Consider the following 12801-nt stretch of genomic DNA (forward strand, 5'->3'; position numbering starts at 1 on the left):
GAGTCCTCCCCTATGATCCGTCTGATCGTCTTTTTCGCCATCCTGTTCGCGGTCGCGCTCGGTGCATCCTGGCTCGCCGACAGGCCCGGCACCCTGATGCTCGATTGGCAGGGCTACCAGCTCGAGACCAGCGTGATGGTCGCGCTGCTTTCGGTGGCGGTGCTGGTGGTTGCCGGCATCATCCTGTGGTCGGTGTTGCGTGGTGTCGTCGGCTCGCCGCGCGCGCTGCAGCACTTCTTCGGCCGCCGGCGGCGCGAAAAGGGTACCGCGGCGCTGAAGCATGGTTTCATCGCGGTGGGCTCCGGCAACGTACGCGACGCGCAGAAGGCCGCCAAGGAGGCCCGCAAGTTTCTCAAGCACGAACCGGCGACGCTGCTTCTTACCGCGCAGTCGGCGCAGCTTTCGGGCGATCGCGAGACCGCGCGCAAGACGTTTGAATCCATGCTCGATGACGACGAGACCCGGCTGCTCGGTCTGCACGGTCTGTTCGTCGAGGCAAAGCGCGAGGGCGAGAGCGAGGCCGCCCGGCACTATGTCGAGGAAGCCGCCGCGCTGGCGCCCTCGGTGCCGTGGGCGGGCAAGGCGCAGCTCGAATTCCGCTCCGCCGATGGCGACTGGGAAGGCGCGCTGAAGACGCTGGCCGAAAACGTTGCCAATAAGCTGGTCGACAAGAAGACGGCGCGGCGTCAGCGAGCAGTGCTTCTGACCGCGCGCGGGCTGGAGCTTGAAGACGGCAATCCGGACGAGGCGCGCAAGATGGCGGTCGAGGCGCACGGTCTGGCGCCGGAACTGGTGACGGCGGCGGCGCTTGCCGGGCGGCTTCTGTCGCGCGCTGGCGATTTCCGCAAGGCGGCGAAGATCCTCGAGGCCGCGTGGAAGAAGGAGCCGCACCCCGAGATCGCGGAGGCCTACCTCTATCTGCGACCGGGCGATTCGGCGCGCGACCGGCTGAAACGGGCGAAGACGCTCAACACACTACGCAGCCATCACGCGGAAGGCGCGCTGGCGCTCGCCCGCGTGGCGATCGAGCTGCACGATTTCGAGACCGCGCGCGAGGCGTTGACCCGTGTGCTGCGTTCCGATCCGACCGAACGCGCCTGTCTGATGATGGCCGAGGTGGAAGAGGGCGAACATGGCGACCAGGGCCGGATGCGCGAATGGCTTGCCCGCGCCGTCAAGATGCCGCGCGACCCGGCGTGGATCGCCGATGGCTATGTGGCCGAGGAATGGGCGCCGATCTCGCCGGTGACCGGCCGTCTCGACGCGTTCGAGTGGAAGGTGCCGGTGGCGATGCTGGCCGGCGCGCAAGGCCCAACGATCGAGGACGACCTGCTGAAGCCCCGCCCCGTCGCGCCCGTGGCCGGACCGGCTTTGGCGGCGGCGCCCGCCGCAGCCACTGCGGTTGGCGATGAAAAGCTCGATGCTGCGCCGGCCGAAAAGGCCGAGGAACCCGTGGTTATCGAGGCCGAACCGGCACCTGCGCCTGCGGCTGAAAAGGTCGTCGAAGCGGAAGACGCGGTCGTGATCGAGGCTGAAGCCGCTCCGACAGCCACCCCGGTGGAAAAGGAAACGTCGAAGGCCGAGGCAGCGGCAAAGCCGGCGGAAGCCAAGTCTGCGCCTGAGGCCCCGGTTGAGGCGAAGGAGCCTGCTGCTGCGGAACCCGCGAAGGCGGCGAAACCGGCCGATGTGGTCGAGGCGTCGGCGATCGAAGCAACGCCCGAAGGCGCGGCCAAGACGGATGATGAGGATTACTCCGGCCTGCCGTTTGGCGGTCACGCGCCGGACGATCCGGGTCCGCTGGCCGACGACGACGACGTCATGGGGCGCGGGCGGCCGCGCTACAATTGACGTCGCGCTACGCGGGGTGTTGCTGAGGGCGGTCGGCCCCGTGCGGTCCCGCCTTGCCGCGATTTCCCGCCGGCGGTGTTTTGCCGCCAGCTGTATTTTGGCTTCACTCCGTGCTTGAAAAGCCGGAGAACTCCCGTTATCAGGAGGCGTTCGGGCACAGCCCCGCACCTGGTGCGCCGCATTAGCTCAGTTGGTAGAGCACGTCATTCGTAATGATGGGGTCGGCGGTTCGAATCCGTCATGCGGCACCATTCCCCCCTTCCGGTTTTGCAGATCATATGTTTCGTCCATGGCGAATGCGCGGCTGCATGCAACGTGGAAAAACGCCGGCACAGACCACCGATATGAGATGCGGATGGTTTCCCGGCGGCGGCATTCATGGTTAGTCTCTGTGAAAATTCGTTTTCGCGAGACTGATCGATGCCGGCCAAACAGAAGCTCTCGTTCGTGACCCGAGTTCGCGGGGAACTGCACCGCATGCATCCGACCGAGCGCCGGTTGGCCGATTTCGTTCTCAACTTCCCCGGCGAACTCGCCAGCTACACAGCGACCGAACTCGCCCGGCTGGCGAATGTTTCCAATGCGACCGTATCGCGTTTCGTCCAGAAGCTCGGCTACGCCAGCTACGAGGAAGCGCGCAGGCATGTTCGTGCCGAGCGTCATACCGGCGCGGCGCTCTATCTTTCCGGCTCATCATCTAAGATTTCGGAAAGCGTGCTGCACGACCATGTCGAGCAGGGCAAGGCCAATCTCGAAAAGACGTTTCTGGGCATATCACTTACGGAAATCGACGAGGTTGCGAAAACCATGCTGGCGGCAAGACGGGTCTGGGTGATCGGCTTCCGTACCAGCCAATCCTTCGCGACGTATCTGCAGTGGCAGTCTCTCCAGGTCATTGAGAACATAACCACCCTTCCCGCTGCCGGGCAGACGCTCGGTGAAAACATCGCCAGCATGACCGACCGGGACTGTGTCGTGCTGTTCGGGTTGCGGCGCGGGCACACGCGTCTTGAGCAGATTCTCTATCAGACGATCGCGTCCGGAGCGGCGGTTCTCTACATCACGGATGCCGGTGTCGAGCGGATGCAGGGTCCGAAATGGCATTTCCAATGCCAAACGCAGGCTCCCGGCTCGCTGTTCAATCACGTGTCGGTTCTGGCGCTTTGCCATCTGATCGCGACCCGTGTGATCGAACTTGCCGGTCCTGCCGGCCGCAAGCGCCTCGCTGCGATCGAGTTGGCGCACGACTCCCTCGACGAGCTGTAGAGCGCGCCTGCCCAGTCTGCGGTCAATTGTCGGCATGGCGGATTCTTGGGCAATTGCGGCATCCGCATGCCCAAAATCCATTCAGTCTCAGGATACCTGTGGTGCTCACCTATTTTGGCAAAATCTGATCAATACACTGAATTAAAATAGGAAAAATCTTTTCATAGAATATTAGTATGAAAAATGCTTACCGTATGGCATGGTCGGAAGCGTGTCCGGCTGACATTTGAAGGAATAGCGATATGACAATGAGTTCCCTCTTGGCCAGCCGTCCTGATCCGGGTCGGAAGCCTGTACACAAGCGTGGCTGGTTCACCCTCCAGCGCGCAGGTCTCGTCGCCATGACGGCGGTTCTCTCGATCGGCCTCCTTGCCGCGATGGGTCCGGCCAAGGCCGACGGTACGCTCCGGGTCGCCATGACCGCATCCGACGTGCCGCTGCCGAATGGACAGACCGACCAGGGTGCGGAAGGCATGCGCTTCATGGGCTACACGGTGTTTGAAGCCCTGGTCGCCTACGATCTCTCGTCCGCCGACAAGCCGGTCACCCTGATGCCGGGGCTTGCCACGGAATGGAGCGTTGATCCCGCCGATAAGACCAAGTGGACTTTCAAGCTCCGCGAGGGCGTCAAGTTCCACGATGGCTCCGACTTCAACGCCGACGCCGTCGTGTTCAACCTCGACAAGATCCTGAACCCGCAGTCGCCGCAATATGACGAGAAGCAGGCTGCTCAGGGCCGCGGTCGTATCCCGACGATTGCCAGCTACTCCGTCGTCGACCCGATGACGGTGGAGATCGTGACGAAAACCCCCGATGCGCTCATTCCCTTCGAGATCGCGTGGATCGTCATGTCGAGTCCTGCGCAGTGGAAAGCCTCAGGCGGGTGGGACGGATTTCTGAAGGCGCCTTCGGGAACCGGGCCTTTCAAGGTCAAGAGCTATGTACCGCGTGAGCGCGCCGTCCTCGTTCCGAACGACGCCTACTGGAATCCTGACCGGATGCCCAAGGTGGATGAGCTGGTGATCCTTCCGGTACCCGATCCCTCGGCGCGTGTCGCCGCGCTGCGCTCGGGTCAGGTCGACTGGATCGAGGCCCCGCCGCCGGACGCGCTCGACAGCCTGAAGTCGGCCGGTTTCGAGATCACCTCGAACGTCTATCCGCATGTGTGGCCGTGGCATTTCTCGATGCTGGAAGGTTCGCCCTGGGCCGACATCCGTGTCCGTAAGGCAGCGAATCTGGCGATCGATCGTGAAGGCATGAAATCGCTGCTCGGCGGCATGATGCGGCCGGCGGAAGGCATGGTGCCGTCGACGAGCGACTGGTTCGGTTCGCCCGAGTTCAAGGTCACCTACGATCCCGAAGCGGCGAAGGTTCTGATGGCCGAGGCCGGCTATTCGAAGGAAAATCCGCTCAAGGTGAAGGCGATCATTTCCCCCGCCGGATCGGGCCAGATGCAACCGATGCTGATGAACGAGCTGATCCAGCAGAACCTCGCCGAGATCGGTATCGCCGTCGAGTTCGACGTGCGCGACTGGAACGCGCTTCTGGCCAATTGGCGTGCCGGCGCGAAGGACCCGACAACAAACGGCGCCCAGTCGACCAACAGCTCCTATTTCAGTCAGGACCCGTTTACCGCTCTCATGCGCCACATCGACAGCCGTCTTGTTGCGCCCAAGGGCACCAACTGGGGTTACTACTCCAACCCCGAGGCTGATGCGCTGATCGATACGATCCGCACGGAGTTCGACACCGCCAAGCAGCTGGAGGCGATCCAGGCCCTGCATGAGATCTATGTCAACGAGGCGCTGTTCCTGTTCGTCGCTCACGATGTCGGACCGCGGGCCATGTCGCCCAAGGTCAAAGGCTTCGTGCAGGCTCAGAACTGGTTCCAGGACCTGACCCCGGTGAGCGTCGAAAAGTAGTCGGCTCATCGGCCAATCGAAGAAGGATCGGCACCAGTGTTGGGATATGTCATCAAGAGAATCGCCTACACGGTGCCGATCACCTTCGCGGTGAGCATCGTCTGTTTCCTGCTCGTTCAGCTCGCCCCGGGTGACCCGCTGTCCCTGGTGCTGCCGACCGACGCGACGCAGGACATCATTGATGCCACCAAGGCGCGCTACGGTCTCGATCAGTCCGTCCCCGTGCAATATTTCTATTGGCTTGCAAATGCGCTGACGGGTGATCTCGGCACGTCGATCGCCTCGGGCCGCCCGGTGCTTTCCGAGATCGCAACGGCGATAACCTACTCGCTCAGTCTGGCATTGCTTGCCTCGACGATCGCCTTCGTGGTCGGCGTGATGCTGGGCGTCGTCGCCGGCTACACCATCGGCACGCCGATCGACAAGCTCGTCTCGGCATTCGCGATATCGGGAGTCTCCATCCCCCACTACTGGCTTGGTATCGTTCTGGTCGTGCTCTTTTCCGTGCATTTGAACCTGCTTCCAGCCATGGGCGCCGGACCCGGCGGCGACATGAACATTACCGACCGCCTGCAATTCATGGTCTTGCCGGCGCTGACGCTGGCGGCAATGCCGGCCGCTATCGTCACGCGCTCCGTCCGGGCGCTGGTCGCCGACACCCTTGCCAAAGAGTTTGTCACGGCGCTGGCGGCCAAGGGGCTGACCGGCAGGCAGATCTTCCTGCATGTCCTGAAGAACGCTGCGCCGACCGCGCTGGCCGTAATCGGCGTCCAGCTCGGCTATCTCATGGCCGGTTCGATCCTGGTCGAAACCGTCTTTTCTTGGCCGGGAACCGGGCTTCTCCTCAACAGCGCGATCCTGCAGCGCGATATCCCGCTGCTGCAGGGAACCATCCTGGTGCTGGCGCTGTTCTTCGTCGGCCTGAATCTTCTCGTCGATATTCTCCAGCCGCTTCTCGATCCGAGGATCAGCCGCAAATGAACGCTCTGACAGATGCAGCCGCGGCGCCAGCCGACGTTATCGTTTCGCGCGGTTACTGGGCCGGCGTGCTCGGCCGACTTGCGCGCGATCCGGTCGCGATGCTCTGCCTTTTCGTGCTGGCGATCATCGTGCTCGGCGCCGTTGCCGCTCCACTGATCGCACCGTGCGATCCGGCAGTTGGCCGCGTCGTGATGAGGCTGAAACCGGTCGGTACGCCGGGCCACATACTCGGCACCGATGAACTCGGTCGGGACATGCTGACCCGGCTGCTCTATGGCGGACGCCTGTCACTGTTGATGGGTATCGTCCCCGTCGCGCTGGCCGTCATCATCGGCGGGGCGCTGGGAACCGTCGCGGGCTTCGTCGGCGGCTTCACCAACACCGCGATCATGCGGACGACGGACGTGTTTTTCGCGTTTCCGTCGGTTCTGCTTGCGGTCGCCATTGCCGGCGCGCTCGGTCCCGGCCTCGCCAACACGCTGCTCGCCCTGACGATCGTTCTCGTCCCGCCGCTGGTGCGTGTCACCGAGGCTGCGACCACGCAGGTTCGATCGCACGACTATGTGGAAGCGGCGCGCGCCACCGGCGCCGGCAGCCTGACGATCATTCGCGTCCATATTCTCGGCAACATACTCGGGCCGATCCTCGTCTATGCGACGAGCCTGCTGTCGGTTTCGATCATCCTCGCCGCCGGGCTTTCCTTCATCGGCCTGGGCGCAAAGCCGCCGACCCCCGAATGGGGACTCATGCTCAACAATCTGCGAAACGCGATCTACAGCCAGCCGCTGATCGCTGCCCTGCCGGGCGTTCTGATCTTCGCCGTTTCACTCAGTTTCAATCTGCTTTCCGACGGCCTGCGCGCCGCGATGGGTGTCGAATGAACGCCGGATCCGAAAAACCCGTCCTTGAGGTCATCGGCCTCGACAAGCGCTTCCATGTCCGTCCGACGGCATTCGGCGAAAAGGCGAAGACCGTCCATGCGGTCTCGGATGTGTCGTTTCGTCTGCCCGTCGGTTCGACGCTCGGCATTGTCGGCGAGAGCGGCTGCGGCAAGTCGACCACGGCGCGATTGATCATGGGGCTGATCGAGCTCGATGCGGGGGACATCCTGCTCGATGATGAGAACGTGACGATGACCGGCGATGCGCTGAAGCGCCTCCGCCGCAATGTGCAGATGGTGTTCCAGGACAGTTCGGCGTCCCTCAACCCGCGCCTGACAATCGAGGCATCCATCATGTTCGGCCCGGTCGTGCATGGAACGCCGAAGGCGGAAGCACGCGCGCGCGCACGCCCTTCTGGCCAAGGTCGGACTTGAGCCGCGCCTCTACGCCGGCCGCTATCCGCATGAGCTGTCCGGCGGCCAGCGCCAGCGCGTAAACATTGCCCGCGCGCTCGCCATGCAGCCGCGCATCGTGATCTTCGACGAGGCCGTGTCCGCACTGGACAAGTCCGTCGAAGCTCAGGTGCTGAACCTGCTCGCCGACCTGAAAACCGAGCTCGGGCTGAGCTACATTTTCATTTCCCATGACCTCAATGTGGTTCGATACATCTCCGACACGGTGATGGTGATGTATCTCGGCAAGGTCGTGGAAGAGGGCCCTGTCGAGGAAATCTACGCGCGGCCGGCCCATCCCTATGCGAAAGCGCTGCTCGCTTCGATGCCAAGTCTCGATCCTGAGGCGCGAACGGTCAGCGCACCCATCACCGGCGACCCGCCAAGCCCCATCGATCCGCCTTCGGGATGCCGCTTCCATACCCGGTGCGATCACGCTGCTCCGGTCTGCATCACCCACGCGCCGGCGACGGTTCGTCTGCCTTCCCGCCGTGAAGTGAGTTGTCACATGGCGGATGCGGCGTCCGAACACAGCCTAGCCGGAAGCATTGCCCGATGAAGCCTGACACGACATCCCCACTCCTTTCAGTCGAGGACCTGACCGTCCGTTTCTCGACCGGGCGCGGTGCCGTCACCGCCGTGAACGGCATCAGCTTCACCCTGGAACGAGGCAAGGTCCTCGGTCTCATCGGCGAATCGGGCTCGGGAAAAAGCGTCACCATGCGGGCGCTGCTACGAATCCTGCCGGCACACCGGACAAGTGTTTCGGGACAGGTCACCATGGCGGGAACCGATGTCCTCGCCCTGAAGGGTCGGGCCCTGTCCAGCTATCGTGGCGGCGACGTCGCGATGATCTTCCAGGAGCCGGCGCTGTCGCTCGATCCGGTGTTTACTATCGGTCGGCAGATTGCCGAGACGGTGGTTCGCCACAAGGGCGTTTCGTATGCCGAGGGCCGGGCACGGGCGCTGGAAATGCTCGAGATGGTCCGCATTCCTTCGGCGGCATCCCGGCTCGACGCCTATCCGCACGAAATGTCCGGCGGCATGCGCCAGCGTGCGATGATCGCGCTCGCCCTGTCCTGCTCGCCAAAACTCCTGCTTGCCGACGAGCCGACGACGGCACTGGACGCCACGGTGCAAATCCAGGTCGTTCTGTTGCTTCGCGAACTGCAGCGCGAACTCGGAATGGCGGCTATCTTCGTCACCCATGACGTCGGCGTTGCCGCCGAGATCTCCGACGACGTCGCGGTGATGTATGGCGGTCGGATCGTCGAAACGGGAACGGCTGCGGATGTTCTGAAACGCGCGGCGCATCCCTACGCTCAGGGGCTGCTGGCCTCGACCATACATGGGGCGATGGAGGGCGAACGGATCGAGACGATACCGGGCATGCCACCCGATCTTGCAAACATGCCGCAGGGCTGCGCCTTCGCGCCTCGCTGCAGTCTTGCCGGCAGCGATTGCACCAACGGCGTCCCGCCGCTTGAAAACCTGCGCGCAACACATCGGGCTGCCTGCATCAAGGCAGAAGCGGGTGTCGCATGATGCCGGTCCCCCGCATTGCGCTGATCAATCCGAATACCAGCGTTGAAACGACGCGGATCATGACCGAAATCGCGCGCGGTGAGGTGGGCGATGCCGCCGACATCTTCGGGCACACTGCTTCGCGCGGTCCCGACGTCATCACCGATGAGATCAGTCTGGAGGAAGCCGCAAAACATGTCGCCGAACTTGGCCGGCAGTTTCTTGAGCAGAGCTACCGGGGGATCCTTATCTCCGGCTTTGGAGATCCGGGGCTACGGCGGCTGCGCGAAGAGATGCCGATCCCGGTAACGGGCATTGCCGAGGCCGGGATGGCGGAGGCATCGGCGGCGGGGCGGCGTTTTTCGATTGTCACGACAACGCCGCTGCTGGAGCGTTCGATCGAGGAGACCGCGTTCCGCTACGGCTACGCCGACTTGCTGGTCTCGGTTCGCATCACGCCCGGCGTTGCCGAGGAAACAATGGCAAATGAAGACGCGATGACCGACGCGCTCTGGAACGCGTGTATGGACGCTGTCACTGAAGACGGGGCGGAGGCGATCCTCATCGGTGGCGGTCCACTGGCAAAGGCCGGGGAGAACATTCGCTCGAAGATTGCGGTTCCTCTGGTCAATCCGGTTTGTGCGGGTGCAAGGCTCGCCCTTGCGCGACTTTGAGTCTGCCCGAGGGGTCCCCTCGGGGTGCGATTCTGCTTGTCCCGCGCGCGCCGCGCCGTGTCACAACCGCTCGCGTAGGCGGCGGGTGGCGCCGCGCCTATTCCAGTTCGGGAAAGAACGCCGAAGGGGAAAGGCCGATCCTGTCGATCGTGCGCGAGCCGGCTTCGACCGCGATGGTCCGCGGGCCGGAGAGCCCCGGAAAGCGCTCGCCTTCGATGCTGCGCAGGGCGAGTTTCAAACCCAGCCGCCCCTGCGCGATCGGATCGTCGAACGGGACCATCTCGACCTGGCCGCGTTTCAACCCGCGCAGGACCGAGTGGCTGATATAGGTCGCCAGCAATCTGGGTGCGCGCGTGTCGTTGCCATGGCGGCGGAGCAGTGCCATCGCACCCTCCACGGCCGGCGCGCTGCCGATCAGATAGTCGGCGTCGGGGTATTCGGCGAGCGCCCGCTCGACTTGTCGCAATTGTTCGCGCAGGCCCGTATCGGCGCGGTAGGTTTCGACGATGTTGAGGGATGAGTTCTTCAGCCCTTCGGCAAGTCCGGAATCGAGAATCGGCCCCCAGCCGCTCTCCGTGGGACCGGTGACGAGAACGGCGCGCACCGGTTCGCTGCCTTTGGGATGACGGGAGCTGAGGAACGCGCCGACGGCCAAGCCCATCTTGCGCCAGTCGACGCCGACCCAGCCGGCGAGTCCCGGCGCATCGAGCGCGTTGACGAGGGCAAGTACCGGAACATGCTTTTCGGTTTCCACGACCGCCTGGATGAGGCGCGCGTCGTCGGCCGATACGGCTCCGAGAAGGATTGCCTGTGCGCCCTCGGCGCGGCAGATGTCGAGGAGTTCGATCTGGCGCTCGAGCGAATGATAACCGCCGGATTCATAGGTCAGCAGTTCAGCGCCGGTTTCTTCAGCGGCGGTGTGCAGCCCGAACCCGACGCTCAGCCAGTACTCGTCCTTGAAATGGGGGACGATGACACAGATCCGCGCCGCCGCCGGCGCGCCCGTGTCCTGAGCGGCAACCGGCGACATGGGCATGAGAAACGCGGCGACCGCGCAGATCGCGAGGATGCGGGCGTAGGCGAAAAAGCCGGACGCGCGGCGTGCGCGTTTCGGCAAGCAGTTGCGCAGGGTTTTCGCCTTGATCACGGTCCTCACCGTCCTGGTGGACGCGGTGGCCATCGGCTCGATCCGCTGTCCGACAGAGAACCACAGAGGGTCGGTCCGAGACAACCGTCCGGCAGATGTAAAACGGCTGCGTTCGATGTCGCAACAGGCATGAGGCGGTGAGTGCGTCCGGCGTTTGCCGCGGTGCGACCGTCGGCGCAGGGCTGTGGTGGTGCACGCGATAGCGCGACTGCGCTATGAAGGGCCGGTGAATTCCAAACGAATGCGGGCACATGGGTTTGAGCACAGGCGTTCTGGTGATCGGCGGCGGCTTCGCCGGCCTTTGCGCTGCAATCGAGGCGCGGCTGGCTGGGGCTTCGGTCGTCCTGCTCGACGCCGCGCCGTTTCATATGCGGGGCGGCAATGCGCGCCATTCCCGCAACATCCGGCTTGCCCATGATGGCGAAACGCCGTGGCAGCGCACGCAGTATCCGGTCACCGAGTTTGCCGCCGATCTCATACGCGTCGGCGCGCCCGATCCGGTGCTTTCGAAGCTTGTCGCGGATGAATCGACGGTGCTCGGAAGCTGGCTTGCCGCGCAGGGCGTGGCTTTCGAGCCATGGAGCGACGGCAATCTCCCGTGGTCGCCACGCACCGCGTTTTTCCGTGGCGGCGGGCAGGCGCTCGTCAACGTGCTCTATCGGCGGGCGGAACGGCTTGGGGTCGATATCCGCCATGGCTGGCGGGTTGAAGCGCTCGACCCCGCACTCCTTGTTGCCGAAAACGCCGGCCCCCTGCGGATTGCGGCAGTGACGGCGGAGGGAGCCGAGACCATCGACACGGCAGCGCTGGTGCTCGCCTGCGGCGGCTACGGCGCCGACCGGTCGGCGCTGGCCGGCCATCTGGGGCCCGGCGCGCGCGGTTTCGCCAATCGCGGGACACCGTTCCAGCGCGGCGAACCGCTGTTGTGGTTGCTCGCCAATGGGGCGGCGCCGGCTGGGCGGGCGGGCGACGGGCACCTCGTTGCGGTCGACGCGCGTGCACCGATGGATGATGCGGGGATCGTCAGCCGGATCGACGGCATGCATCTGGGGATCGTGGTCGATGTCCACGGGCGGCGGTTCTGCGACGAGGGCGCTGTCGTCGGGCAGACGCGTCATTCTCATCTTGGCCACATACTTGGCGAGCGGGAGGACCCGCGCGCCTGGCTGGTGCTCGGTGCCGAAGTGGCCAATACTTTGCCGGCAATGCTCTACCCGCCAATCACGGGGGAAAGCCCTGAAATACTGGCGGAACGCTGCGGTATCGATCCGGCAGGGCTCGCCGAAACCCTGGCGGAACTCGAGACTTACCTTGCCGGCGGTCCGGCGCCGGCAGTTCCGCGCAGCCGGTCCGCCGATGCGCCGCTGTCGCTGCAGGCGCCCTATGCCGCGATCCCGTTGCAGCCCGGCCTTGGCTTCACCCGTTTTGGGGTTGCCGTCGATGGCATGGCCCGCGTTCGTCTGACGGGAGGGGGTGTCGCGCCGGGTCTTTTCGCGTCGGGAGCGGCAATGTTCGGCGCTGTGTTGGGCGAGGGCTATCTTTCCGGCGGGGCGCTGACGATCGGCGGTGTCTTTGGCCGCATTGCCGGGCGTAATGCCGCCGCGCTGGCCGGGGACGCATTCGTTGGCTCCGGCGGGACTTTATGCCAACCGAGGCTGGCGTCCGGCGCCGTGCCGGACAACCCGCCCGCCGATCCGGTCGCCGAAGCGCGGCGCGCGCTGAACATCTGCAACACGTGCGGGTTCTGCACTGGCCTTTGCGACGTGTTCCCGGCCGCCGAGCTGCGCACCGCGCTGCGCGACGGAGACCTGCACCATCTGGCGCATCTGTGTCACGACTGCCGGTCCTGCCACGACGATTGCCAGTACGCACCGCCGCATGCCTTCGCGGTCAATCTCCCCGCTGCGTTGGCCGGGATGCGGCTCGAACAGTATCGCGGCGGGGTGCTGGCGCGCGGATCGGGGACCACCTGGCTTGCCGCGCTCTATGCGCTCTGCCTGTTTGGTGTTCCGCTCGCGGTCCTGCTGATGGTGCCATTGCAGACGGTGTTGTCCGCCCACACCGGACCGGGCGGTTTCTTTGCCGTCATTCCGCACAGGGTGATGG

At 64.5% G+C, this 12801-nt stretch carries 8 protein-coding genes, 1 tRNA gene and 2 pseudogenes; 10 read left to right on the forward strand and 1 reads right to left on the reverse strand.

Annotated elements, in window-relative coordinates; genetic code table 11:
* Positions 1 to 12 precede the first annotated feature (12 nt).
* The 9 genes and pseudogenes from C0606_08385 (at position 13) to C0606_08425 (ending at position 9548) form a co-directional block, all read left to right on the forward strand.
* The gene (locus tag C0606_08385; protein ID PLX38226.1) at positions 13 to 1848 is read left to right on the forward strand and encodes a heme biosynthesis protein HemY; all 1836 of its coding nucleotides are present in this window, start codon (positions 13 to 15) and stop codon (positions 1846 to 1848) included.
* 175 nt (positions 1849 to 2023) lie between these two features.
* Positions 2024 to 2099 (forward strand) — tRNA-Thr (locus C0606_08390).
* A gap of 169 nt (positions 2100 to 2268) precedes the next feature.
* Positions 2269 to 3114 carry a MurR/RpiR family transcriptional regulator gene (locus C0606_08395; protein PLX38227.1) on the forward strand — a complete coding sequence of 282 codons (846 nt, stop codon included), beginning with the start codon at positions 2269 to 2271 and terminating at the stop codon, positions 3112 to 3114.
* Between the two features lie 341 nt (positions 3115 to 3455).
* The gene (locus C0606_08400; GenBank protein ID PLX38228.1) at positions 3456 to 5036 is read left to right on the forward strand and encodes an ABC transporter substrate-binding protein; all 1581 of its coding nucleotides are present in this window, start codon (positions 3456 to 3458) and stop codon (positions 5034 to 5036) included.
* 36 nt (positions 5037 to 5072) lie between these two features.
* Entirely contained in the window at positions 5073 to 6017 is a 945-nt protein-coding gene (locus C0606_08405; GenBank protein ID PLX38229.1) for an ABC transporter permease, read from the forward strand.
* On the forward strand, positions 6014 to 6898 hold the full coding sequence (locus tag C0606_08410) for an ABC transporter permease (GenBank protein ID PLX38230.1): 885 nt from the start codon (positions 6014 to 6016) through the stop codon (positions 6896 to 6898). Before C0606_08405 ends, C0606_08410 begins: the two co-directional genes overlap by 4 nt.
* Positions 6895 to 7909: pseudogene (locus tag C0606_08415) on the forward strand (dipeptide/oligopeptide/nickel ABC transporter ATP-binding protein). The gene C0606_08410 and the pseudogene C0606_08415 overlap by 4 nt, the downstream one beginning before the upstream one ends.
* A complete protein-coding gene (dppD, locus tag C0606_08420; protein ID PLX38231.1) occupies positions 7906 to 8895 on the forward strand; it encodes a dipeptide ABC transporter ATP-binding protein DppD in 990 nt (329 codons plus the stop codon). Before C0606_08415 ends, dppD begins: the two are co-directional and overlap by 4 nt.
* The gene (locus tag C0606_08425; GenBank protein ID PLX38232.1) at positions 8892 to 9548 is read left to right on the forward strand and encodes a hydantoin racemase; all 657 of its coding nucleotides are present in this window, start codon (positions 8892 to 8894) and stop codon (positions 9546 to 9548) included. The genes dppD and C0606_08425 overlap by 4 nt, the downstream gene beginning before the upstream one ends.
* Positions 9549 to 9645: 97 nt before the next feature.
* Here the strand turns inward: C0606_08425 and C0606_08430 are convergent, their stop codons facing one another.
* A complete protein-coding gene (locus tag C0606_08430; GenBank protein ID PLX38233.1) occupies positions 9646 to 10728 on the reverse strand; it encodes a TMAO reductase system periplasmic protein TorT in 1083 nt (360 codons plus the stop codon).
* 218 nt (positions 10729 to 10946) lie between these two features.
* Here C0606_08430 and cobZ point away from each other — a divergent pair.
* Positions 10947 to 12296, forward strand: a pseudogene (gene cobZ, locus C0606_08435) (tricarballylate dehydrogenase).
* Positions 12297 to 12801: the final 505 nt, after the last annotated feature.

This window comes from Hyphomicrobiales bacterium (assembly GCA_002869065.1).
In the GTDB taxonomy this organism is placed as follows: domain Bacteria; phylum Pseudomonadota; class Alphaproteobacteria; order Rhizobiales; family Rhodobiaceae; genus Rhodobium.

Coding starts and splice junctions, on each gene's coding strand:
- C0606_08430 (PLX38233.1), bottom strand. CDS start 10,728: ATGGCCACCGCGTCCACCAGGACGGTGAGGACCGTGATCAAGGCGAAA.
- dppD (PLX38231.1), top strand. CDS start 7,906: ATGAAGCCTGACACGACATCCCCACTCCTTTCAGTCGAGGACCTGACC.
- C0606_08410 (PLX38230.1), top strand. CDS start 6,014: ATGAACGCTCTGACAGATGCAGCCGCGGCGCCAGCCGACGTTATCGTT.
- C0606_08395 (PLX38227.1), top strand. CDS start 2,269: ATGCCGGCCAAACAGAAGCTCTCGTTCGTGACCCGAGTTCGCGGGGAA.
- C0606_08400 (PLX38228.1), top strand. CDS start 3,456: ATGACGGCGGTTCTCTCGATCGGCCTCCTTGCCGCGATGGGTCCGGCC.
- C0606_08425 (PLX38232.1), top strand. CDS start 8,892: ATGATGCCGGTCCCCCGCATTGCGCTGATCAATCCGAATACCAGCGTT.
- C0606_08385 (PLX38226.1), top strand. CDS start 13: ATGATCCGTCTGATCGTCTTTTTCGCCATCCTGTTCGCGGTCGCGCTC.